The organism is Kroppenstedtia sanguinis (assembly GCF_050433445.1).
Taxonomy (GTDB): domain Bacteria; phylum Bacillota; class Bacilli; order Thermoactinomycetales; family DSM-45169; genus Kroppenstedtia; species Kroppenstedtia sanguinis.
Map to the genome: position 1 here is coordinate 141,038 of NZ_JBNPXF010000005.1, position 24,627 is coordinate 165,664.

The 24,627-nt window shown below is 54.2% G+C and carries 20 protein-coding genes; 17 read left to right on the top strand and 3 right to left on the bottom strand.

What is annotated here, in order from left to right:
• Window positions 1-11 precede the first annotated feature (11 nt).
• The 14 genes from JOD24_RS04935 to JOD24_RS05000 all read left to right on the top strand — a co-directional run bounded on the left by JOD24_RS04935 (window position 12) and on the right by JOD24_RS05000 (window position 16,969).
• Window positions 12-707, top strand: a complete 696-nt coding sequence (locus JOD24_RS04935) for a TraR/DksA C4-type zinc finger protein (RefSeq protein WP_380164004.1) — start codon at window positions 12-14, stop codon at window positions 705-707.
• Window positions 708-2,262: 1,555 nt separating this feature from the next.
• A complete protein-coding gene (locus JOD24_RS04940; protein WP_380164002.1) occupies window positions 2,263-2,634 on the top strand; it encodes a hypothetical protein in 372 nt (123 codons plus the stop codon).
• Window positions 2,635-2,965: 331 nt separating this feature from the next.
• Window positions 2,966-3,472: a signal peptidase II gene (lspA, locus tag JOD24_RS04945; protein WP_380164235.1), complete on the top strand. Its 507-nt coding sequence runs from the start codon at window positions 2,966-2,968 to the stop codon at window positions 3,470-3,472.
• Complete coding sequence (locus JOD24_RS04950; RefSeq protein ID WP_380164000.1) at window positions 3,472-4,404, top strand: RluA family pseudouridine synthase; 933 nt, start codon at window positions 3,472-3,474, stop codon at window positions 4,402-4,404. Before lspA ends, JOD24_RS04950 begins: the two co-directional genes overlap by 1 nt.
• A gap of 164 nt (window positions 4,405-4,568) precedes the next feature.
• Window positions 4,569-5,102 carry a bifunctional pyr operon transcriptional regulator/uracil phosphoribosyltransferase PyrR gene (pyrR, locus tag JOD24_RS04955; RefSeq protein WP_380163998.1) on the top strand — a complete coding sequence of 178 codons (534 nt, stop codon included), beginning with the start codon at window positions 4,569-4,571 and terminating at the stop codon, window positions 5,100-5,102.
• Window positions 5,103-5,241: 139 nt separating this feature from the next.
• The gene (gene uraA, locus JOD24_RS04960; protein ID WP_380163996.1) at window positions 5,242-6,606 is read left to right on the top strand and encodes a uracil permease; all 1,365 of its coding nucleotides are present in this window, start codon (window positions 5,242-5,244) and stop codon (window positions 6,604-6,606) included.
• Between the two features lie 157 nt (window positions 6,607-6,763).
• Window positions 6,764-7,681 carry an aspartate carbamoyltransferase catalytic subunit gene (locus JOD24_RS04965; protein ID WP_380163994.1) on the top strand — a complete coding sequence of 306 codons (918 nt, stop codon included), beginning with the start codon at window positions 6,764-6,766 and terminating at the stop codon, window positions 7,679-7,681.
• A 1-nt stretch (window position 7,682) separates the two neighbouring features.
• Window positions 7,683-8,978, top strand: a complete 1,296-nt coding sequence (locus tag JOD24_RS04970; RefSeq protein ID WP_429246437.1) for a dihydroorotase — start codon at window positions 7,683-7,685, stop codon at window positions 8,976-8,978.
• Between the two features lie 323 nt (window positions 8,979-9,301).
• Window positions 9,302-12,526, top strand: coding sequence for a carbamoyl-phosphate synthase large subunit (gene carB, locus JOD24_RS04975; protein ID WP_380163990.1), 3,225 nt, complete (start codon window positions 9,302-9,304; stop codon window positions 12,524-12,526).
• Window positions 12,523-13,272, top strand: coding sequence for an orotidine-5'-phosphate decarboxylase (gene pyrF / locus JOD24_RS04980; RefSeq protein WP_429246438.1), 750 nt, complete (start codon window positions 12,523-12,525; stop codon window positions 13,270-13,272). The genes carB and pyrF overlap by 4 nt, the downstream gene beginning before the upstream one ends.
• Window positions 13,265-13,855 carry an orotate phosphoribosyltransferase gene (pyrE, locus tag JOD24_RS04985; protein ID WP_380163986.1) on the top strand — a complete coding sequence of 197 codons (591 nt, stop codon included), beginning with the start codon at window positions 13,265-13,267 and terminating at the stop codon, window positions 13,853-13,855. Before pyrF ends, pyrE begins: the two co-directional genes overlap by 8 nt.
• Before the next feature lie 888 nt (window positions 13,856-14,743).
• Window positions 14,744-15,154: a hypothetical protein gene (locus JOD24_RS04990; RefSeq protein ID WP_380163982.1), complete on the top strand. Its 411-nt coding sequence runs from the start codon at window positions 14,744-14,746 to the stop codon at window positions 15,152-15,154.
• A 214-nt stretch (window positions 15,155-15,368) separates the two neighbouring features.
• Window positions 15,369-16,307: a polysaccharide deacetylase family protein gene (locus JOD24_RS04995; protein ID WP_380163980.1), complete on the top strand. Its 939-nt coding sequence runs from the start codon at window positions 15,369-15,371 to the stop codon at window positions 16,305-16,307.
• Between the two features lie 59 nt (window positions 16,308-16,366).
• On the top strand, window positions 16,367-16,969 hold the full coding sequence (locus JOD24_RS05000; RefSeq protein ID WP_380163978.1) for a pentapeptide repeat-containing protein: 603 nt from the start codon (window positions 16,367-16,369) through the stop codon (window positions 16,967-16,969).
• 30 nt (window positions 16,970-16,999) lie between these two features.
• On the opposite strand, the gene JOD24_RS05005 is transcribed toward JOD24_RS05000, so the two are convergent.
• From JOD24_RS05005 to JOD24_RS05015, 3 genes are all read right to left on the bottom strand, one after another.
• Window positions 17,000-17,374 carry a DMT family transporter gene (locus JOD24_RS05005; RefSeq protein ID WP_380163976.1) on the bottom strand — a complete coding sequence of 125 codons (375 nt, stop codon included), beginning with the start codon at window positions 17,372-17,374 and terminating at the stop codon, window positions 17,000-17,002.
• A 140-nt stretch (window positions 17,375-17,514) separates the two neighbouring features.
• Window positions 17,515-18,606, bottom strand: a complete 1,092-nt coding sequence (locus JOD24_RS05010; protein ID WP_380163974.1) for an N-acetylmuramoyl-L-alanine amidase — start codon at window positions 18,604-18,606, stop codon at window positions 17,515-17,517.
• 123 nt (window positions 18,607-18,729) lie between these two features.
• Window positions 18,730-20,439 carry an Rqc2 family fibronectin-binding protein gene (locus JOD24_RS05015; protein WP_429246439.1) on the bottom strand — a complete coding sequence of 570 codons (1,710 nt, stop codon included), beginning with the start codon at window positions 20,437-20,439 and terminating at the stop codon, window positions 18,730-18,732.
• 216 nt (window positions 20,440-20,655) lie between these two features.
• Between JOD24_RS05015 and JOD24_RS05020 the strand changes: the two genes are divergently transcribed.
• The 3 genes from JOD24_RS05020 to JOD24_RS05030 all read left to right on the top strand — a co-directional run.
• Complete coding sequence (locus JOD24_RS05020; protein WP_380164233.1) at window positions 20,656-23,361, top strand: calcium-translocating P-type ATPase, SERCA-type; 2,706 nt, start codon at window positions 20,656-20,658, stop codon at window positions 23,359-23,361.
• 137 nt (window positions 23,362-23,498) lie between these two features.
• Window positions 23,499-24,347 (top strand): diaminopimelate epimerase, encoded by an 849-nt coding sequence (dapF, locus tag JOD24_RS05025; protein WP_380164231.1) that lies wholly within the window; start codon window positions 23,499-23,501, stop codon window positions 24,345-24,347.
• Window positions 24,348-24,443: 96 nt separating this feature from the next.
• On the top strand, window positions 24,444-24,627 hold a 184-nt coding region (locus JOD24_RS05030), incomplete at its 3' end, for a hypothetical protein (protein WP_429246440.1).

Here is a 24,627-nt window from a genome sequence, read left to right on the forward strand (position 1 = left end):
GGGGATTCCAGGTGACAGATCAACAACTGGCACAACTGAAACAGCAACTGCAGCAGGAGAAGGCCCGTTTAACCGAAAAGAAGCAACAAAACGATCATTACGGGTTGGAAGAGGGAATGAACGACTCTGTCGGGGAGCTGGCAGGCTATGACAACCACCCGGCGGATCTCGGAACGGAGCTCTTTGAACGAGGGAAAGATGTCGCCCTCAATGAGCAGGATGAAGAGCATCTGGAAGAGATACAGCAAGCTCTGCTCCGCATGGAATCGGGTCAATACGGCACTTGTGCCGTCTGTGGAGAGGAGATTCCCTTTGACCGTCTGGAGGCGATCCCCGAGACCCTCTATTGCAAGGAGCATAAACCGGATCCGCATCTATCCCGTCGACGCCCTGCAGAGGAAAAGATCATTGCCCCGCCCTATGGGGATCATTTTCACGATCAGACGGATGCCAATTTCTACGATGCTGAAGATACTTGGCAAGAGGTGGCCCAGTATGGAACTTCCAACCCGCCGGATTTTTTCCGGGAAGGGCGCAATTATAATGAACTGAACATCGACCACGATGAGCGAAGAGGCTATGTAGAGGATGTGGAGGAGATCGCCCTGGCGGGGATGGACGGACGCCCGGTGGACAACCCGGCGGAGATTACTCGCAATGACGCCACCCGGCGCAAAGAAGAAGAGGAGGATCAACGGTCTTCCTAGTGCCCCTCAGAGAACATTGTGTGGAAAATCACAGAAAGGTAAGGATGGTGGGATTTGATTCGCCTTTGCGTTCTCTTTTGCAAGAGATCGGAGCCGCCCCACCATCCTGCCTCCGCCTTGCTGAAAAACAAGATCAAAGTTGCCTGAAGGGGCACTAGACTCAAACGGCACTCAACCATGGGTAGTTGGATAGGTTCCGCTGGTTTAATAATAAAGAGGAACCCAAGGGAAAAGAGCATGCCTACTATAGCGACTGGAATCTGTGAAAAATCCATTGATGTCGTATGTAAGTTGAGCCAGGTATGAACCTGGCTCTTTTCTTTTAATATGGGAGAAATAGAATTATAACTCCATATACGAACGCCAAGGTAATACCATGGGTCTTAATAATAAATAACCTACAGTTCAACGGCACTCCATAATGGTATTGTAGGTGGTCGTTTCAAACGTACTTGCTCAGACGAAGCAAGAAAAATTGCAACAGGTAAGCTGTCCAGCATGTAGCGAAGAGGAAGTGGATCTTCCCAAGGGCACCCCGGAAGAGCGTAAACAAGTGAAAGAGTTCATTTATAACTCTAGTAACTTCGAGGAAGCAAAAGGCGAAATTCAATCCAATAGCGGTGAGATCCTTGAGAGATAAAGTGAGTCAGGGCTGTTGATTAACCGGAAAATGGGTTGTGGAAGGGAGTCGTGTGCTGCCAAAGCGAGACCTGGGAGCGGAAGCGACCCTGGCGAGACTTGTGCCCTATGGGTGCAAAGCGACCTTTGTGCCACAGGCACTACAATCCAAAGGAGCTGAAGCTCTAGATTAAGGGTTGCCATCCTACCCAGTGGAGAATCTGGAGGGAGGGCGTTTAGGGGCAACATTCTTCCCTGTGTTGCTTCCGTAAGGCTTTGCCCCTGCCCGATGGTCAGATTTGGAGCGGCCAGTTTTCACTTCCTTGCCGGATGGCAACGGTCGCGTGGGCACGATCTCCCCACCCAAAATATGGCTAATCAACACGCCTGAAAGTGAGTATTTATATACAGGACCAGGCGTGTTGATTAGCCCTATTTTAGGTAGGAAACCAGGTCGGGATGGTGGAACGGTGAAGAGCCTTTGCGTTTTTTGCAAGAGATCGGATCCGTCCCACCATCCTCGTCCTCTCAAACGATATTTTTTGATGGGGGCAAAAATGGGAAGAGCGAAAGAGTCGTTTTGGTCCCACCATCCACTTTATGGTTAATTAACAGCCCTGGATAATGCGAAGAGCTTCTCTTACATTAAATCTTTATAAAAATGATACCTTGCTATATCCTGGTGTAAAGGTTGCCTTACGTCGAGGTGTGAGCAGGGGCCATTCATTTGGTAAATAATCGGGTCGAGGAAAGTTGGGAGTAAAAAAAGATCACACCATTGCAGATGGCAAAGGACTTACAAATAACCCGGCAGACTGTTATTTCTATTGAAAAAAACGTTATAATCCAAGCCTCGAACGGGCTTGCAAAATCGCAGTATACGTTGATATGACAGTCGAAAATATTTTCTGGTTAGATCCAGATGGGAGGGAATCAATTGAGTAAAAGGGATCTTTATTTCTTTGTTTCTTTCTTGGCGGGTGCTTTAGTTGTATATGTTATGGAAAATCGTTTAGACATTTTTCCTCCTGTATTGATTGGAGTCTTAGCGGTTTTCATTATATCAGTGATCAGGAAGAGAAAATTGCAAAAAAATGGTGTGCCCGATCGGGATGAAAGAACAGACGCAGTTTCACAAAAGGTGATGTTAGGGTCGCTTTTATGGTCTTATCTACTCCTGGGAGTCGGCTTACTTATATGGATCGGTCTAGGTTACGACTATATTAAATCCAGTTACATTATTATCTATATAGGTATGGTTATTTTTATCACGGCATTTTTAATAAACATGGCAAAGAAGCGTGCTTAGATGACCTATGGGAAGAACCAAGATCTTTCTATCATTTGCCAGAAACGTTGTGAAAAAGTCGTCATACCCTGAGGATATAAGTAGTGCCCAAGATCGCTTGGCTTCTCGGTCTCGCTACGCACTCACCAGCACAAGTCTCGCTTGGGTCACTCCGTTTCCGGTCTATGCAGGGAGGGTGGGTTCACTCAGCACAACAGAAGCGAAATATGAACCCCATCCCACCGAACTCCTAAAGCGCAATATTACTACCCTTCCAGTGCTTCCAATCCCTTCAGTTGTGTGCCCCTGAGGACTGTGCTACAATGTGGTCTTGGAAGAAGACGGTATCCGGATGTCGGTGAAGGGGGAGCCAACCATATTCAGATACATTCTTGTTGCATTTGTCATTCTGGCCTTGGATCAATGGACAAAATGGCTGGTTGTTCACAAAATGGACCTTTATCAGACCATCCCCTTGTGGGAAGATGTCTTTCATATCACCTCTCATCGGAATCGCGGGGCAGCTTTCGGGATTCTGGAGAATCAACAGTGGCTGTTTATCTTGGTTACTGTGTTGGTCGTGGTGGGGATTTTGGTTTATCTCGTCCGGTTGAAAAAGAGTCAGCCCCTTCTGTCCTGGTCCCTTGCCCTGATTCTTGGAGGGGCTTTGGGAAATCTGCTGGATCGAATCCGGTGGGGTGAAGTGGTGGACTTCCTTGACTTCCGATGGATTCATTACCCGATCTTTAATGTGGCGGATTCCTCCATTGTAGTAGGTGTCGGCATCATGCTCCTCTATACTCTGCGGCAACCCGAGGAAAAAGAGGAGCCCCTCGCGAAAGGTGCGGAGGATCTCTGATGACTGCCGAAGGAGAGATTCATTCCTGGCAAGTGGAGGAGTCCGATCGCGGCGAACGGGTAGATAAATTTCTGGCGGGAAAAGAAGCGGATTGGTCCCGCATGGTCGTCCAATCATGGATTCGGGAACATCGGGTCCGAGTGGAGGGCCGGTTGGTAAAAAGCAACTATCGCTTACAGAGTGGTGAGCAGGTGGAGGTAACCGTCCCGCCGCCAGAAGAGCCAGAAGTGAAACCGGAAGCGCTTCCGCTGGAGGTGGTTTTTGAGGACGGGGATGTGATGGTGGTGAACAAGCCTCGGGGCATGGTGGTCCATCCTGCTCCAGGAAACCCCTCAGGCACCCTGGTCAATGCCTTGTTGGCCCATTGTGACCACCTGTCCAGGATCGGCGGAGAATTGCGGCCAGGGATTGTACACCGTATTGACAAGGATACCTCCGGGTTGATCATGGTTGCCAAAAATGATGCGGCTCATCGTTCTTTGGTCACCCAATTGAAGAATCATACGGTGGATCGGGAATATACGGCTTTGGTTCAAGGGAATATTCCCCATGACCGCGGGACCGTGGACGCTCCTATCGGTCGGGACCCCCATGATCGCAAGCGGATGGCGGTGGAACACAGCCACGGAAAAGCGGCTGTTACCCATTTTGAAGTGATCGAGCGATTTTCCAGAGCTACATGGATCCGATGTCGATTGGAGACTGGACGTACGCATCAGATTCGTGTCCATATGAAATCGATTGGCCATCCGCTGGTGGGAGATCCGATCTACAGCCATCGTTCTCATACTTTTCCCATCAAGGGACAAGCCCTTCATGCACGCCTACTCGGATTTGATCATCCCCGAACTGGGGAGCGAATCTGTCGAGAAGTGGAGATGCCAGAGGACATGCAGTCCCTGGTGGCGGGATTTCGGCGGGAGTCCCTATAATTTGGCATTGACAATCAATTGCTCATCCCCCATAATGGTAGCAATTGAACAGGAACCTTTAATTCAGTCCGGAGAGGCTGGCAAGGGAACGTATGGGGAGACGTGTGCGCTTCTTGCCGATCTGGGCGGGAAGTGCTTTTTTTATGAAAAAAAGGGGGAGCCTGATGTCGTATCAAAAGACCATTCTCGATGAAGCTGCGATCCGACGAGCCTTGACTCGGATTGCCCACGAGATTTTGGAGCGGAACAGAGGAGTGGAGGAGTGTGTTCTCGTCGGGATTCGCACTCGGGGGATCTACTTGGCCCGGCGGCTGGCGGAACGGATTCATCAGATTGAGGGAGAACAGATCCCCGTCGGGGAACTGGACATCACCTTGTATCGGGATGATTTGACGGAAAAAACGGGGCAACCCGAAGTCCGGGATTCCGATCTCCCGGTGGAGATCCACGGTCAAACAGTCATTTTGGTAGATGATGTGCTCTATACAGGGCGTACCGTCCGCGCGGCTATGGATGCTTTGATCGACCGGGGACGCCCCCGCATGATTCAGCTGGCGGTCCTGGTAGACCGAGGGCATAGGGAACTTCCCATCCGAGCGGATTATGTCGGAAAGAATGTGCCCACATCTAAAAATGAAATCGTCCATGTGGCAGTATCGGAGTATGATCAGCAAGAACATGTGATTATCACCAAATAAAAGGATGTTCGCCCTTTAAGGCGGTCCCGTGAGACCGACAAGAGGCGGCGGTACCTGGTGTGCTTTGGAATGCGCACGAGGATCCACCTCTCTGTCGGTAGACGGAGAGGTTTTTTAATGCGGAAAAGGAGGAAACAGCGTGAAAAACATAGTTCTCGATGTACACGAAAAGCCGAAAGCATGGAAATGGATCGCCCTCAGTCTGCAACATCTGTTCGCCATGTTTGGTTCGACGATCCTGGTCCCGTTATTGACAGGATTGCAACCAGCCGTCGCCCTTTTGTCCAGCGGGGTGGGGACTCTCGCCTACTTGATCATCACACGGGGAAAAATCCCGGCTTACCTGGGTTCCTCCTTCGCCTTCATCGTTCCGATCATCAGTGTGTCAACGAACGAAGGGGTGGGAGCTGCGCTCTTCGGATGTTTTCTAGCCGGTTTAGTTTACGGGGCGGTTGCCCTGATCATTACCCGTTTCGGATCGGACTGGTTGCATCAGATGTTGCCGCCAGTGGTGATCGGTTCGGTGGTGATTGTCATCGGCTTGTCTCTGGCAGGAACCGCTGTGGACATGGCTAGTACTCATCAGATCACCCAGGCCTTGCCGGAGGATGTGAAAGATTTTCAGGCGCTTCCCGGCCAAGTGGAAAGCATCGATGAAGAGGCAGGCACCGTCACACTGAAAGTATATTCGCTGCCACACTTCGGCGTTGCTCTGGCCACGTTGGCGATTGCAGTGATCGCCAATCTGTTCTTGCGGGGCTTTCTCAATCTGATTCCGGTTTTGTTAGGGGTTGTTGGTGGCTATCTGACCGCCCTGGCCGCCGGGATGGTAGATCTCTCCCCAGTCCGGGAAGCGCCTTGGTTCGCCCTGCCTCAATTTACGACACCGGAAGTCTCCTGGACAGCGGCCCTGGTGATCCTCCCTGTCGCCTTGGTGACGCTGGCCGAACACATTGGTCACTTGATGGTTACCAGTGACATTATGGGTCGGGATTTGACCCACGATCCTGGATTGCATCGCTCCTTAATGGGAGACGGCGTGGCTACCTCCATTGCCTCTCTGTTCGGTGGACCGCCCAATACCACCTACGGAGAAAACATCGGCGTCATGGCCATCACTCGCATCTTCAGCGTCTGGGTCATCGGAGGGGCGGCAGTCATCGCCATCAGTTTCTCCTTCATCGGAAAATTGTCCGCCTTGATCTCCACCATCCCCACACCGGTGATGGGCGGGGTCTCCATTCTGCTCTTCGGGATCATCGCCTCTGCCGGTCTGCGGATGCTGGTGGAAAACCGGACGGACTTCGATGATAAACGAAATCTGGTGATCGCCTCAGTAGTACTCGTCATCGGTGTCGGCGGGGCGGCCCTCAAATTTACGGGTCTCAATTTTGAAGTAGAAGGGATGGCACTGGCCACCCTCACCGGGATTCTGCTCAACCTGATCCTGCCCCCTTCCAGGGAAGACAAGGGAAAGCCGGAGGTGACCACTCCCGCTGCCTGATCACTGAATATGAAGCACAACCTTTAAATCCAGCCCCGTGAGGCTGTGGAAGGAAGTGTTTGGATGGGTCGGGCCTTGCCCGGCCGGGCTGAGACCTGCTTACATCCTCGACTCCTTCCCTAGGAAGGAGCTTTTTATTACTAAAGGAGGGGTTCACATGATTCAAATCCAAACCGGTCAAACTGGCCACCTGATCGACACGGAACTGACTCGGGGGGAGATGGAGGCGTTGTTTGAACGGGCGAGCATCTTTCGCCGCTCTCCCGCCCACAGAGGAGGATATGAGGGGCGGTTAGCCGCCAACTTGTTCTTTGAACCCAGCACGCGGACGCGTCTCTCCTTTGAAGTGGCGGAGCGAAAGTTGGGGATGGAGGTGCTGTGTTTGGATGAAGGGCGCTCCAGTTCAGTCAAGGGGGAGTCCTTCTATGACACTCTTCGCACCCTGTCCGCTGTCGGGGTGGATGTGGCGGTCATCCGTCACTCCGGCGGGGGGCTATTGGCGGAGATGGTGAAGCGCTCCCCTGGGATAGCTCTAGTGAATGCGGGGGAAGGGGAAGGCGGTCACCCTACCCAGGCCTTGCTGGATCTGTACACCCTCTATCAACACTTTGGCGCTTTATCTGGTTTGTTAGTGGCAATTGTGGGAGATTTGCGCCACAGCCGGGTGGCCCGGTCCAACCTGTGTGCGTTGCGGGCCTTTGGCGCCCAGCCGGTGTTGAGTGGTCCAGAGTCGATGCGAGATCCAGCGTTGGAGCAGGAGGCCCCGTACCTGCCTTTGGATGAGGCACTGCGGCAAGCCGATGCGGTGATGTTGCTGCGGATTCAGCTGGAGCGACACCAAGAAGAATTGTTCACTTCACCGGCAGATTACCACAGACAATTCGGCCTCACCTCGGAGCGGTTGGAGAGAATGCCTGCCCATGGGGTGATCCTCCATCCCGGTCCTGTCAACCGGGGAGTGGAAATCGACGGGCAACTGGTGGAGCATCCCCGGTCCAAAATTTTTGATCAGGTGGAAAACGGAGTCTGGATCCGGATGGCAGTATTGGAACGAGCCATCGAAGGAGGTTTGTAAAATGAAAACTATGCTTTTAAAAAACGGTCAGCTACTGGATTTTGCCACTGGCGCCAGGTATACCGCTGATGTAAGACTGCGGGAGGGAAAAGTGGAGCGAATCGGAGGAGACCTGCTAGGAGAAGCCGATGAAGTGCTGGATTTGGCTGGTAAACTGGTCATTCCAGGCCTGATCGATCTGCATATTCACTTGCGGGAGCCCGGCTGGGAGGAGAAGGAGACGATCGCCACCGGTACCCAAGCGGCGGCACGGGGAGGTTATACCACGGTCGCTTGCATGCCTAATACCCGGCCGGTAACGGATACCCCCGCTGGAGTTCGTCGGATTCTTCAGATGAATGAGCGACAGGGGTGCGGGGTACGTGTGCTACCTATCGCCGCAATCACCCAAGCTTCCTCGGGAAGTGAGTTGACCGATATGGCGGGGCTGAAGGAAGCAGGGGCGTTGGCGGTCTCCGACGACGGAGTAGGGGTGCAGAGCCCGCGGGTGATGAAGGCAGCGATGCGCCGTGCTGCCCTTGTCGACCTTCCGGTGGTAGCCCACTGTGAAGAGGAAGATTTGCTGGTCCCCGGCGCCTGCGTCCACGACGGAGATTTCGCCCGCCGCCACGATCTGCCGGGGATTCCGGGGGAAGCAGAATCGATCCATGTGGGTCGGGATCTCTTGTTGGCGGAAGATACCGGAGTCCATTACCATGTCTGTCATATCAGTGCAGAGTCTTCCCTCCGGCTGGTACGGGAAGCGAAAGCTAGGGGACAGCGGGTGACCGCCGAGGTGACCCCCCATCATCTGATATTGTGTGAGGAAGATATTCCAGGGCCGGATCCGCTGTTCAAGATGAATCCGCCGCTCCGATCTTCCCAGGATCGGGAGGCTTTGATTCAAGGACTGAAGGACGGAACCATTGATTTTATCGCCACAGACCATGCCCCTCATACGGCGGAGGAGAAAAGAAAAGAGATCCGGGAAGCTCCTTTTGGGATCGTAGGTCTGGAGACCGCTTTTCCCCTGTTGTACACCCACTTGGTGTTGACAGGAGAGCTGACCCTGGCTCAACTAGTGGAGCGGATGACCCGATTCCCGGCCCGTGCCTTTGGTCTCCCCTGGGGTGTGCTGAAAGAGGGTGGGATCGCCGATCTGACGGTGGTGGATCTGGCGGCAGAGCGTGTCGTGAACCCGCAAGAGTTTGCTTCCAAAGGGAAAAACACTCCTTTTATAGGATGGAAGTTGAAAGGGTGGCCAGTGATCACTCTGAGAGCGGGGGAGATCATTTACAGGGATCCGGAGCTAGGGTGAACATCGCGAACACAGGGGGAAGTCAGAGGAGTTGATGGGGGAAGGGGACAAAGGGGGTAAAGGAATTTTCCATACCGACGAGATAAAGAGGAGCATTTGATTGCGGGGAAATTCTTACCGCGATGGCTAGCGAATATCAAATCCCGACAGACGGGTCGGACGGAGATGACTTTTCCGTCCCCTCAAACGATATTTTACGATGGGAGCATGGGAAGAGCGAAAAGATCGTTTCGTCTATTATCCACTTTATGGGTTAATGAACAGCTCTGTGTCCAAGATGGAAGCTGCTAAGATGTCCACGAATTTTTGGGAGGGGACAGCACATGCCTAAAGATCATACGCTGAAAAAAATTCTGGTGATCGGCTCCGGTCCGATCGTGATCGGCCAAGCGGCGGAGTTTGATTATGCAGGTACCCAGGCCTGCCAATCCCTGCGCGAAGAGGGGGTGGAGGTGGTCCTGGTCAACAGCAATCCGGCCACGATCATGACAGACACGGATGTGGCGGACAAGGTGTACATCGAACCGATGACTTCTGAGTTTCTCACCCAGGTGATCCGTCAGGAACGTCCTGATGGTCTGTTGCCTACCTTGGGGGGGCAGACCGCTCTCAATCTGGCGGTGGAACTGGCAAAGGCCGGGGTTTTGGAGCGGGAAGGGGTGCGGTTGTTGGGAACCGACCTCCAAGCGATCACCCGCGCCGAGGACCGGGAGCAGTTCCGCAAGCTGATGCATGAGATAGGGGAACCGGTTCCGGACAGTGAGATTGTCCACTCCGTGGAGGAGGCGGTTCGGTTTGCTGAGAGGGCTGGTTTTCCGGTGATCGTTCGCCCGGCTTATACATTGGGCGGTACCGGCGGCGGGATGGCGGAAACGGAAGCGGAACTGCGGGAAACGGTGGAAAACGGAATTCAACATAGTCCCATCGGACAGTGTCTGATTGAGGAGAGCATCGCCGGGCTGAAGGAAGTCGAGTATGAGGTGATGCGGGATGCCGCGGACCAGGCGGTCGTGGTCTGCCATATGGAGAATTTCGATCCCGTCGGAGTGCACACAGGGGACAGCATCGTTTTTGCTCCCAGCCAGACCTTGTCCCAGCGAGAGCAGCAGATGTTGCACAACTCCGCCCTGAAAATCATTCGTGCTTTGGATATTCGCGGCGGATGCAATGTGCAGTTTGCCCTCGATTCGGACCGCCTTCAATATCATGTGATTGAAGTCAATCCTCGGGTGAGCCGCTCCAGTGCTCTGGCTTCCAAGGCGACAGGGGTTCCCATCGCCCGCATCACTGCCAAAATCGCCATCGGTTACCAGTTGGACGAAATCTCCAATCAGGGGACAGGAGAAACCCGGTCCCTTTTGGAACCGGAACTGGATTATGTGGTGACCAAGATTCCCCGTTGGCCTTTTGACAAATTTGCAGGGGCTAATCGGAAGCTGGGGACGCAGATGAAGGCGACGGGAGAAGTGATGGCCATCGGACAGACCTGGGAAGAGTCCCTATTGAAGGCGGTTCGTTCTCTGGAGATCGGAGTGGATCACTTGCAACTCCCAGAGGCGGTGGACATCCCGGTGGAAGAGTTGCAAAAACGGCTGGCCGTCCCTGATGATGAGCGCCTGTTCCTGTTGGCGGAATGGTTCCGCCGAGGCGGTTCAGTGACAGAGGCTCACACCTGGACCCAGATCGCTCCTTTCTTTCTGCGGAAGATAGAAGGGATCATCCATCTGGAGCAGGCACTAAGTGCCATGAAAACCTGGGATTTGTCCTGGATCGAACAGGCAAAGGGAAGTGGCCTGACCGATGCGACCCTCACCAGGCTGACGGGTCGGGAGGAGTCCGAAGTGCGGAGACAGAGACTGGAAGCGGGTATCTGTCCTGTCTACAAAAGCGTGGACACCTGTGCAACAGGATTTGAGACGACCCCTCCTTACTATTACTCCACCTATGGGCAAAAAAGGGGTGAAAAGGTGGCGATGGATCCCCCCCGGGTGGTGGTGCTCGGTTCCGGTCCGATTCGCATCGGACAAGGGGTGGAATTTGATTACGCTACTGTTCACGCCATCCAAGCGATTCGGTCTGCCGGCATGGAGGCAGTCATCATCAATAACAATCCCGAGACGGTTTCCACGGATTTCAATATTTCCGACCGCCTCTACTTTGATCCTCTATACACCGAAGACGTCCTCAACATCATCGAAAGGGAACGTCCCCTGGGGGTGGTGGTTCAGTTCGGGGGACAAACGGCTCTCAACTTGGCGCGAGATTTGAAGGAGCAGGGGGTCCCCCTCTTGGGAACCGACCTGGAATCGATTGACCGCGCCGAGGATCGGAAAAAGTTTGAACGGCTATTGGGAGAAGTGGGAATTCCCCAGCCACCGGGCATGGCGGTCACTTCCGAAGAAGGGGCGCTGGCGGCGGCCCGGAAGCTGGGCTTTCCTGTCTTGGTCCGACCCTCTTATGTGTTGGGAGGACGGGCGATGGAAATCGTTGATAGTGAGCATGAACTGAAGAACTACATGGCGGAAGCAGTCCATCTCCACCCCAGCCACCCGGTGCTGATCGACCGCTATCTGCAAGGAAGAGAAATCGAAGTCGATGCCGTCTCCGACGGGGAGGGGGTCCTGATTCCGGGAATCATGGAACATATCGAGCGGGCAGGGGTTCACTCCGGGGATTCCATCGCGGTCTATCCGCCTCCCACGATGACGGATGAACAGAAACAGCGGTTGGTCCACATGACGACGGAGCTGGCCCAGGCCCTTCAAATCCGAGGGCTGATCAATATCCAGTTCGTCCTGCATGAGGAGGAACTTTACGTTCTGGAAGTCAACCCCCGCTCCTCCCGTACCGTTCCTTTTCTCAGCAAAGTGACGGGGATCCCCATGGCTCGGGTCGCCACCCGGATCATGCTAGGAGAATCCCTGGCGGAGCAAGGGTATCCGGAAGGATTATGGCCGGAGAAAGGAGAGACAGTGGTGAAGGTACCGGTCTTCTCCTTTGCCAAACTGCGCCGAGTAGATGTCACTTTGGGACCTGAAATGAAGTCGACAGGTGAGGTGATGGGACGGGACCGAGATTATGCCCGGGCGGTCTATAAAGGATTGTTGGCCGCAGGGATCTCGCTGCCCCGGTTTGGTACCGTGATTGCCACCATCAGCGATAAGGAAAAAGAGGAGTCGGTGCCTCTCTTCCGCCGTTTCCACCAGCTGGGGTACCGGATCCTCGCCACCAGCGGCACAGCGGAGCTTCTGGAGGGCGCCGGGCTCCCAGTGGAGCGGGTAAACAAGTTACGGGAGGGTTCCCCTCATATTCTGGATCGGATCCGGCAGGGAAGGGTGGATTTGGTTGTGAATACCTGGACCCGGGGAAAAACCCCCGCACGGGACGGATTCCGGATTCGGCGGGAGGCAGTGGAGCACGGCATCGCCTGTCTCACTTCCCTGGATACAGTGGAGGCTCTTCTTTCCACCCTGGACTCCATCTACATGACCGCAGAACCCATGGATCCCCCGGTGAAAGAGATCCGCAGGAAGCAGGTGAAGGCATGATCCATCCGATCCAAAGGAAAGCCGCTTCCCAGGTGATCATCGCCTTGGACTTTTCCACGCCGGTGGAGGCGGATCGTTTTCTTACCCACTGGAGAGACAGGGAAAAACCCTTCATCAAGGTGGGGATGCAGCTCTTTTACGCGGCGGGTCCGGACTGGGTAAAGGGAATTGTGGAAGAGGGCTATCCGGTTTTTCTCGACCTGAAATTACATGACATTCCCCATACGGTGGCAGGTGCCGTCCGCTCCCTCGCGGGTTTGGGGGTTCTCCTGCTCACCCTCCATGCTACTGGAGGCCGGGAGATGATGGAAGCGGCCCAGGAGGCAGCCACGACTTCTTCTGGAGGGGGGGGCCCCCGTCTGCTGGCGGTTACACAATTGACCAGTACCGATCAACGGATGATGAATGACGAGCTGTGCATTCCCGGTTCGGTCCGTGATTCCGTCCTTCACCTGGCCCGTCTCGCTCATCAGTCCGGGATCGACGGAGTCGTCTGCTCCGGAGAAGAGGCGGGAATGATCAAGGAGCGGGTTTCCCGAGAGATGTGGACCGTCACTCCTGGCATTCGGTTGGAAGGAGAGGAGCAGGAGGATCAAAAACGGGTGATGACCCCGAAAGCGGCGGTTCGTGCCGGGGCGGATCTGTTGGTGGTGGGGCGCTCCATCACCCGATCCTCGGATCCAGTGGCTACCTATGAAGGGATGATGAAACAGATCCAATGGAAGGAGAGGGATTACGATGAATAAAAGTCAAAGGTGGCAACTGGAAGAAGCGATGGAACGAAGGAAGGTGCTGAAGAGAGGGCATTTTTTCCTCTCCTCAGGCCGACACAGCGCCCAATACATGCAGTGTGCCCAGTTGCTTCAATATCCTGAGGAAGCTGAGGCGGCGGGAAGGGCCTTGGCGGAATTGTTCCGGGAGGAAGGGGTGGATGTGGTAGTCGGCCCGGCCCTCGGTGGAGTGATTATCGCTCATGAAACGGCACGGGCCCTTGGAGTACGCTGTCTGTTCGCTGAGCGGAAAGATGGGAAGATGACCCTGCGCCGGGGCTTCACCCTCCAAAGGGGGGAGCGAGTACTGTTGGTGGAGGATGTGGTTACCACCGGCGGCTCCGTGGGGGAGGTGGCTGACCTGGTGCAAACCGAAGATGCCACAGTGGTGGGCATTGCCTCCCTCGTCGACCGCAGTGGTGGTCACAATCCTTTTCGGGTTCCCTTCCGTTCCTTGCTGCAACAATCTATTGAAAGCTTTGATCCCGCCGATTGCCCTCTCTGCAAACAGGGACTGCCTGTGGAAAAGCCAGGCAGTCGGCAGACGGAAAAAGTATAGAGCTGCACAGGGCTGTTGATTAACCAGAAAATGGGCAGTGGAAGGGAGTCGTGTGCTGCCAAAGCGACCTTTGCGCCACAGGCACTACAATTTGAAGTTAAGGATGCGCCATGTGCACTACAATTTGAAGTTAAGGATGCGCCATGGGCACTACAATTTGAAGTTAAGGATGCGCCACAGGCACTACAATCTCGATGGGCTGAAGCCCTGGAATAAAGGTAGCACCATAGGCACTACAATCCAAAGGAGCTGAAGCTCTAGATTAAGGTGGCACCACAGGCACTACAATCCAAAGGAGCTGAAGCTCTAGATGAAGGTAGCACCACAGGCACTACAATCTCGATAGCAAGGTTGCCATCCTACCCAGCGGAGAGTCTAGAGGGAGGGCGTTTAGGGGCAACCTCTTCCCTGTGTTGCTTCCGTAAGGCTTTGCCCCTGCCCGATGGTCAGATTTGGAGCGGCCAGTTTTCACTTCCTTGCCGGATGGCAACGGTCGCGTGGGTGAACACGATCTCCCCACCCAAAATAGGGCGAATCAACACGTCTGAGAGCTGCATCCCAACTCAGGGCTGTTGATTAACCAGTAAATAGGTGAAGGAAACTAAATCGATCTTTCGCTCTTCCCATTGCCCCATCGTAAACTATTGCTTGAGGGGACGGGGATGGTGGGACGGCTACGATCTCTTGCCAAGAGCGCAAAGGCGAATCAAAGTCCCACCATCCCGACCTGATTTCCTGCCTTAAATATGGATGATCAACACGCCTGATCCCATCTGTCCCTGAGGCGAATCCTCGGGGACAGTTTTTTGTTCCCTTCCGCCGGTATGTTGCCATCCTGTGCCCAGTATACTGAACCATGAACACTGTAACGGAACGGGAGTTGAAAAGATGATCCCTTGGTTTCGAGCCATCCCTCTCTTAGGGGCAGGGGTTTTTGTCTGGATGCTGATGGGGCTCTGGTTGGAAACGGCGCTTCATGTGGCAGCAGGTGCGATGTTTGCACTCTATGCGGGAAAGCGGGTATGGCGCTCCCCTTCGGCGGTGCAATCTCTCTACCTGATTCCCCTCATCATCGCGGCGGGGGTGAGCTGGTGGGGGTTGGATTTGTCACTCTATTCCCAAGAAGTAGGTATCCTTTATGTCCATGGAGTGATCCCTTATATCCGGCATACGTTGTCGATTTTGTTTTCTTCCGACGGGATTTGGTTCAGCCTGTTGACCTGGCTCAACCTGGGCCTGATGGTGGGGATGGTGTTTGCACTGGACCACCCGAGCTTGAAGAAGCGACAGACTCCCTGAGTGGGGATGAGGCTTCGACGGGTTTCATGGCAGATGGATCAGCGGAGAATCGATATTTTTCGTGTCCAGAGTCAAATTCCCCTTGAAAAGTTTTGGAAGCTGTGAGACTCTCTTAATAAAAGATCCTTTCATGAGTACAGGGAATTCTCGTTGCTGAACAGAGAGGATCAGTACTTGTGGGATCAACAGAGAGAGAATGGGAGAGGACGCAGTTATGAAGAGGACCTTGTTGCGCACGGGGCTCTTTTTGTTTATGGCTGCTTGGGTCGGTTTCTCCACAGCCTGGAATGCTTCCTATGCGAGTCAAGCGGGGACACGATTCCAACCTGTCCCGGAGGAGAAATCCACAGAGACGGTCAAGGCATCTTCCCAGTCAGAGTCATCGGGGAAAAAGGAAGGAGAGACTGTACGCGAGGCGGAAAAGGAAGCTCCGATAGAGAAATCGCAACAGGAGGGGCAGAAACCACCCGATGAGGAGAAGATCGCCCAGAATAGGGAAAAGGATCCGAAGAAGGAGGAGAAGAAGGCGGATCTCCCTGTGGTGGTTTACCAGGGACCGAATAAAAAGAAACGAGTGGCTCTCACCTTCGATGATGGTCCCGACCGGATTTATACTCCCCAAATTCTGGATATTCTTAAACGAGAAAAAGTGGCGGCTACTTTTTTTGTTGTCGGGAAAGAAGTGAACCGAAACGGTGATATGGCCCAGCGGATCGTCTCCGAAGGCCATGTGATCGCCAACCATACTTGGAATCATCTGCAGTTGCCTCGTCAGTCGGACAAACTTGTCGATGCGGAGCTGATTCGCACTGTCCAAGCCGTGAAAAAGGCGACCGGCAAGGAGATGTCCCTGATGCGTCCACCCTACGGAGCGGTGAAGGGAAAAGAAAAGCGGATCGCCCAGACGGGACATCGGATTATCAACTGGGACGTGGATACCAATGACTGGAGGCCGGGACGCTCCTCCCAACAGATCCTGGCGACGGTGAAGGAGCAAGTGGTTCCAGGCAGTATCGTCCTGATGCACTCCGGTGGAGGCAATCGTTCTGCAACCGTCCAGGCTCTGCCACAGATCATCCGCGATCTGAAACAACAAGGGTATGAGTTTGTGACGGTGGATCAACTGTTGGATATCCCTGCTTACATAAACTGAAGCAAGCAATCCGGCTCCTTTGGGAGCCGGATTTATCATAATGAAAGGGGGATCCCCCTTTGTTGTGGAAACAAGAAGAGTTCATCGATGAGGATTGGGAAGATCGGATATTTGAGGAGGCGGAATGGGAAGGGTGTCGGTTTATCCGTTGTCGTTTTGGGCAGGCCGGTTTGAAGGAATGGAAGACCCGATCTTCTGTCTTTGAAGACTGCGATTTTACCGGAGCGAAGCTGAATGCGTCCCATCATGAAGGGACGGCGTTTTTCAATTGTCGTTTCCAAGGGGCCGATCTCTATGTATCTCGGTTCGCATCCTGCAAAATGACTGGTTCCGGATTTGAGGAAGCCCGCATGGAGGGGATGAGGATCTCCGGCGGGGACTGGTCCTTCACCCGACTGGCGAATCAGGATCTTAGTGGTTTTCAACTGGGCGACGTTCATTTCCGGGAGGCTGATCTATATCGATGCGATTTGACCGGTGCGGATCTGCGGCGAGCGGATCTTTCCTATGCTACTCTGGATGGGGTTTGTCTGCAGGGAGCAGATCTGCGGGAGGCGGTGATGGAGGGGGTCCCGTGGAAGGAGCTCAACCTGGAGGGAACGCGCATCGATTTGACTCAGGCGATTGCCCTGGCACAATCCCTAGGGGCACGGGTGGAATGAATAGCAAAGAGAGCTGGACCCTTTGGCACCTCACTCCGCGTCGACGGTCTCCACCGGATGTGGATCTGCATCTGATGATTCCGATGGAGACCCTCCCCCTAAATTGAGCCCGATCACTCCGAGAACGATGAGCAGAATCGAACCGGCTTTTAGCCAGGTCATCGATTCCTGGAAAACTAAGTATCCGACGATGGCAATGGCTGCTGTGCCCAAGCCGGACCAGATCGCGTATGCGACGCTGACGGGTATATGCTTTAAGCATAAACTCAAACTGGCAAAAGCCAACAGATAAAAAAACACCATCCATAGAGAAGGCCACAGTTTGGTAAGTCCATAGGACAGCTTCATCGACACGGTGCCGGCGATTTCGCTAAGGATGGCAAAGATCAAATACATCCAGGGCATTGATTTCACGTCCTTTGTTGTCTGCGAGTCATAATAGATGGTATATGATTCCCCAGGCTATCGCAATACGCCTGGTTTTTTTCATTTAAAAAAGGAGGCAGATCGCCTCCTGAAAGAGCTTGTTCAAGGTCGGACAAGATTTACTGATTGACCAAACTCATATACCAGTCCCAATCCCACAATGGACCGGGGTCGGTGTGGGTGGCGCCGGGAACTTGATTGTGTCCGATGATGTGCTTCCGATCCCGGGGAATATCGTAGGTGTCACACAACCAGCGGGTAAGGGCGGCGGAAGAGCGGTAGAGGGAGTCTGTATACCATCCCGCCTCCTCGACGTAGCCTTCATGTTCGATGCCGATACTATGCACATTGTAATCCCAGTTGCCCGCATGCCAGGCGATATCCTGGTTTTGAACCATCTGGGTGACGTCTCCGTCACTGGAGCGGATGACATAGTGGGCACTGACGCTGGCACTGGGATTTTGAAACCAGCTGATCGAGCCAGCATAGGAACCCTGGGTCGTGTGAATGACCACATACTGGATCTGGTTCCCATCTCTCTCTCGGTTGGCGGCGGTGTAGTTATTGCCGTGAGCGGCGACCCAATGGGCGTTGGGGTAATCCGGGGTGGCTTTTTTCCCGATGGGGGTGGTTGCTTTCTCATATTTTCCTTTGTTGGGTTTGACCTGTGTAGGGGATAAAAGGAGAGTTTCCCCTTTCACCTTTTTCTTGGCTCCCTTTTGTATCACCTTGAAGACTTCATCGACGTAAAGGCGGGTGACGGCTTCATCTTGATATCCAGCGTACTCCGCCACTGCGGTATACCATTGTCCAAGCTTCTCGGGCAAGTGATGGTTGTTCTGCTTCTTGGCAATCCGAGCCAAAACGGCGGCACCGCCCCGGATGTTTAGGGGAGTCTCTGTTTTGAGACGTTCCGGTGATTCGTCGAGCAAGCGGCTGGCTTGATCCAAAGTGTGGTGGTTGGGATGATCCACTAAGTGCATCACCCCATACCCATTTAAGTGGCTGGGTTGGCCTTGGTGATCATTCCAGCGGGTTTCTGCATAGCTGACCGCCATCAATAACTGGACCGGCACATCGAATTCCGCTGCCGCTTCTTCGAAAGCGCGCTGCAAAGAGTGGGGATTCTCAGTGGCCGACACCTGAGGGGAGATCAAAAGAGTGGTGACCAGCATGATGACCAGTAAGTACTTGCTGCCTCTTTTGAGCATTACAAATTCCCTCCCTAATAGACGGAATTTACTGTCTATTTATTCCGTTCTAGCAGGAGTAGGAATTTCCTTCTTTAATTTTTTTGAAAATGAAAAAGGAGGCGATCCGCACCTCCATGAAAGTTATTCCTTGGTTTTTAGTTTTTGCAATTGGCTTTCCTCCGGTGTGATGTAGAGTGTTTTCTGTTCTTCGTAGATAACGAAGCCGGGCGAGGTGCCGGATGGCTTCTTCACATGTTTGACCAAGGTATAATCCACTGGAACCTGACTGGATTCCCGGGCTTTGCTGTGCCAGGCGGCCAGCATCGCCGCTTCCCGGAGAGTCGCCTCTCCGAAATTCTTCCCTCGGATCACCACATGGGAGCCTGGAATCTCTTGAGTATGAAGCCAGGTGTCCGTGGGGGAGGCGATCCGGTGGGTGAGCAGATCGTTCTGCTTATTGTTCCGTCCCACCAGAATCGGAATCCCTTCCGAAGAAAAGTAGGTGTCCGGCTCGGGTTTACGGGTTTGTTTTTTACGTTTTTTTTGCGGTTTCGTCTTGAGCCAGCCCTCTTCTTGAAGTTCTTCTTTGATCTCTTCCGCTTCTCGGGGTCCCGCATTCTGCAACTGGACCAGAACGGATTCCAGGTACTTATTTTCCCGGCGGGTTTTTTCGATTTGCTCCCGGTTCCATTTGCGGGCGGATTTGGCTTTATTGTACAGCCGGAAGTAGCGCTGGGCGTTTTCCGACGGAGTGAACCGGGGGTCGAGAGGGATGGTCACTTCCGGTGCTTCAGGGTCGTAGTAGTTGATGGCTTTTAATACCGAGTCCCCTCGCTTCACCTGATGCATATAAGCCGTAAGGAGCTCCCCGTAGATCCGGTGGGTCTCCGCTTTTTCGCTGTCCTTTGATTCCTGTGTCAGCTTCTTAATCTTGGTCTCATTTTTGTCGAGGATGTTTTTCAGATTGCGGATCAGATCATGGTTTTGTTGCCGGACTCGGTCCCGTTCAGCCTTTCCGTAAAAGAAGGATTCCAGGCAGCGGCTGACCGAGTCGAATGTCCTCCGTTCTCCTTGGAGATGGGTGAGATGGATCACAGAGAAAGACGGTTTGCGGGCATATACGATCTGGGGATGGTACTGGTGATCTCGGATCTCCTCCATCAGAGTGTGAAAGGCGGCCCCCAGCTGTTCCCGATCTCCCAGACCGCCTCGGTGCAGGATCTCCCGGGCAGTTTGGGGTCCGATCCCGGCAAACTGGGCCACGATCTGTCGATCCATCTTTCCTTGATTGAAGTGGAGAGAGCGCAGAAATTCTCCCCGGTCGGTCGCCAAGGGATCTTTTTTGTTTTGTTCCGGTGGGGTTTGATAGAAGAGGCCGGGCAGGATTTGACGGTGACGGCTGATATCCGGGGTGACCCGGCGGATGCCGTCCAGGATTTTTCCTGAGGCGGGATCGATCAAGATGATGTTGCTGTGTCGTCCCATCACTTCCACCACCAGGCGGCGGATCACTTCGTCTCCCAACTCATCTCGGCAGCGAAGATCCATATGGACGATCCGTTCCATCCCGTCCTGGCGGATCCCCTCGATTACGCCCCCCTCACAATGTTTTCGCAACAGCATGCAAAACATCGGCGGGGTCAGGGGATTGTCCAGGGGTTGTTCTGTCAGATGAAGGCGAGGATAGGCGGGGTGGGCCGACAGAAACAGTCGCCGATTTTTGCCTTTGGTACGAATGTGCAAGACCAGATCGGCTTCCCCCGGCTGATAAATCTTGGCGATCCGGCCGCCGACCAGACATTCCTCCAGCTCATGCACCACAGCTCGAATTGCGATTCCATCTATAGACATCGGTGCTTCACCTCTCATTGGCAACGGGCAAAAAATCTATCTATCAGTATAGCACGAAAGAAGACCTCCTGTGATGATCCGGAGATGGATCTCACGCCTTCCCCCCTTTTCTTCTGGGCATGATTCACAGCCTGTCTGAATAGAGTGATCATAAGACGCTTTTGGGACAAAGGGGGAGGGAACGTGTCGGAAGGCAGCCGTTATCTGGATTGGAACATGGAGAGGTTGACTGCCCACTTTGATGTGGATCCAGCGGAAGGGCTGGAGGATTCGGAAGCGGAGAAACGACAGAAAAAGGTGGGGCCCAACCAGTTGGCCGAGGGAAAAAGATTGTCCCCGGTGGCCTTGTTGTTAAACCAATTCAAGGACTTTATGGTGCTGGTGTTATTGGCGGCTACACTGGTCTCCGGACTTCTGGGGGAATATACCGATGCGATCGCCATCATTGCCATTGTCCTGTTGAACGCCATCCTCGGATTTATTCAGGAATTCCGGGCAGAGAAATCCTTGACGGCACTGAAGGAATTGTCCGCTCCCATGGCTCGAGTGAAGCGAAACGGTTCCTGGAAGCGGATCCCGGCGGCGGAGATCGTGCCGGGGGATATCGTCTCCCTGGAGAGCGGAGATCGGATTCCCGCCGATCTGCGCTTGATCCATGGGGAGAATCTATACATTGAAGAATCAGCTCTGACCGGGGAGTCGGTACCGGTCAGCAAGACCGGCGACGCTATTCGCGGAGGCGAGGAAGTGTCTCTGGGAGATCGCAAAAACATGGCCTTCCTAGGGACGATGGCTGTCCGGGGCACCGGGATCGGGGTGGTGGTGTTTACCGGGATGAAGACGGAGATGGGAAAGATCGCCCACCTGATCCAAACCACGGAGTCGATGCAGACCCCGCTGCAGAATCGGCTGGAACAGCTGGGAAAAGTGTTGATCGTCGTGTCTCTGTTCCTGACGGCGGTCGTGGTGTTGACCGGGATCGTTCACGGGCATGACGCCTACAAAATGTTCCTCGCCGGTGTCAGTCTGGCGGTGGCCGCGATCCCTGAGGGGTTGCCAGCGATTGTCACCGTCGCTCTGGCCCTCGGAGTGCAACGGATGATCCGGAGGCGGGCCATTGTCCGCAAACTTCCCTCTGTGGAGACCTTGGGCTGTGCCTCGGTGATCTGTTCGGATAAGACCGGGACTTTGACCCAGAACAAGATGACGGTGACTCACTTGTGGGTGGACGGGCGCCGCTTGGAGGTATCAGGATCCGGCTATGAGCCGGAAGGGGAGTTCAGTTTTGACGGCCACAAGGTGAATCCCGACAGAGACCTCGGATTAAAGCGTCTATTGGAAGTGGCGGTTCTCTGTAATAATGCGAGACTGATCCGGGAAAGTAACCGGGAGGGCATGCTCAGACGCAAACAGGCGAGTTGGCGGGTAGACGGGGACCCCACGGAAGGGGCACTGATGGTGGTCGGGGCGAAGGGAGGGCACACCGGGGAAAACCTGGGAAGAGAGTGGAAGCGGGTGCGGGAGTTCCCCTTTGATTCAGAGCGGAAGATGATGTCGGTCCTCGTGGAAAAGGGGAAAGGACAGCGCCTGTTGATGGCCAAAGGGGCCCCTGACGTGTTGCTGAACCGGTGTACACACTTCCTGCAAGGGGGACGCCCGGTTCCCCTCACGGAGGCGTTGCGGGAGAAAATTCTTTCCCATAACGATCAGCTGGCGGCGATGGCCCTTCGCAACCTGGCTTTCGCTTATCGCGAATGGAAGGGAACCGATCCCGGCGGGGAATCTGAAGCGGAGCGAGAGTTGGTGTTTGTCGGGCTGGCCGGGATGATCGATCCGCCTCGGGAAGAGGTGAAAAAAGCGATCCGCACCTGTCGCCGGGCTGGGATTCGTACCGTGATGATCACCGGGGACCACCAGACCACCGCCGTAGCTATCGCTCGACAGTTGGGGATTTTGAGAGAGGGAGGGCTCACGGCCAACGGCAATGATTTGCAGCGGATGAGCGACCAGGAGTTTGAACAGAAGGCGAAAAACATCCAGGTTTATGCACGGGTGTCCCCGGAACACAAACTGAAGATCGTGAAAGCCCTGCAGAAGGACGGAGATGTAGTGGCTATGACTGGAGACGGGGTGAACGATGCACCGGCGATCAAGGCGGCGGATATCGGGATCGCTATGGGGATGACAGGGACGGATGTGTCCAAGGAGGCTTCCTCTCTGGTCTTGTCCGATGACAATTTTGCCACGATCGTCTCGGCGATTGAGGAAGGGCGAAATATCTACGACAATATCCGCAAATTTATCAGCTACCTATTGGCCAGCAATGTGGGCGAGATCCTGGTCATGTTTCTGGCGATGTTGGCTGGGATGCCCTTGCCCTTGGTCCCGATCCAGATTTTGTGGGTCAACCTGGTCACCGATGGGCTCCCGGCCATGGCTCTGGGAGTGGATCCGGGAGAAGACGATACGATGGACCGACCGCCCCGTAACAGCCGCGAAAGTATTTTTGCCCGAGGGGTCGGGTGGAAAATCGTCTCCCGGGGTCTGCTGATCGGCACCTTCACCCTAGGCGCGTTCTGGGTGGCTTATCATGAGATGCCGGATGACCTGGTACGGGCTCAGACCATCGCCTTTGCCACCTTGGTGCTGGCCCAGTTGGTTTATGTTTTTGATTGTCGCAGTAACCAGTCGGTCTTTCATCGCAACCCTTTGAACAATCTTCCACTGCTATTGGCTGTCGTCTCCTCGGCTCTGTTGTTGCTGGTGGTGATGTACTATCCTCCGCTGCAACCGATCTTCCATACAGTGGCCCTCGGCTTCCGAGAATGGGTTCTGGTGGTTGCGGCATCGACGTTGCCCACCTTGTTGGCGGGATTGATTGATCTCATCCGTCCGATCCGGCAGCCGGTTCACCCTGGATGAGTCGTTGAAAAAAGTGTGTCTCTGGGGTATGCTCAATGCATATCCCAGGAAAGGGGAGAGACCGATGGTGCTTCGGTGCCATCGGGTTCTTCTTGTCCGGAAAGGAAGATAGGCGCTTGGTAGAGACGCCGTCAATGATGCGATTTACAAAAATGCACGGATTGGGCAATGATTTTATCGTGGTTACAGCAGATGCCTTGCCAGAGGGGGCTCCCCAACTGGCGCGCCGTCTGTGTGACCGTCGTTTTGGAGTCGGGGCCGACGGCTGGGTTTTCCTGCTCCCGTCCCAGACGGGGGATCTTCGCATGCGGATTCTGAATGCCGACGGTAGCGAGGCGGAACAGTGCGGAAATGCAGTTCGTTGCGTAGCCAAGTATTATTATGAGCGGATTTCCGGGGCGAAAAAGGAGATCACCGTGGAGACGCAGGCAGGTCTACAACGGATCTGGCTGCAAACCGACGGGAGCCAGGTGGAAAGTATCTGCGTCGATATGGGGCAGCCGATTCTGGAGGCGAATCGGGTTCCAGTGGCTAGGGAAGGGGAGCGGGTGGTGGACCATCCCCTTCAGATCGAGAAAGAGAGTTTCCGCTTGACTGCGGTCTCCATGGGCAATCCCCATGCGGTGGTCTTTGTGAATGATGCCGCCGCATTTCCAGTGGAGACTTGGGGTCCTCGGCTGGAGAACCACCCGCTTTTCCCCAACAAAACCAATGTGGAGTTTGTGACGGTTCACTCTCCCCAGGAACTGGAGATGCGGGTGTGGGAACGGGGCGTCGGTCCCACCCTCGCCTGCGGGACAGGGGCCTGTGCCTCCCTCGTCGCGGCTGTCCTGAACGGAATCGCCGATCGCCGGGCTCGGGTGCATCTCAAGGGCGGCGATCTGGAAATCGAATGGCGGGAAGCGGAGGATCGGGTCTATATGACCGGTCCCGCTCAGATGGTCTTTGAAGGCGAGTGGAACGAGGGATCGAAAGGAATCCATTGATAGCAAAAACTTGTTTGATCTTCTTTCGATCAAACAAGTTTTTGCTTTTTCGGCTCTCGATGGGGTGATTCCCGGTTTTACATTTCTCCAGGGCTGTTGATTCACCGGAAAATGGGTGGCGGAAGGGAGTCGTGTACTGCCAAAGCGACCTTTGCGCCACAGGCACTACAATTTGAAGTTAAGGATGCGCCACAGGCACTACAATTTGAAGTTAAGGATGCGCCACAGGCACTACAATTTGAAGTTAAGGATGCGCCACAGGCACTACAATTTGAAGTTA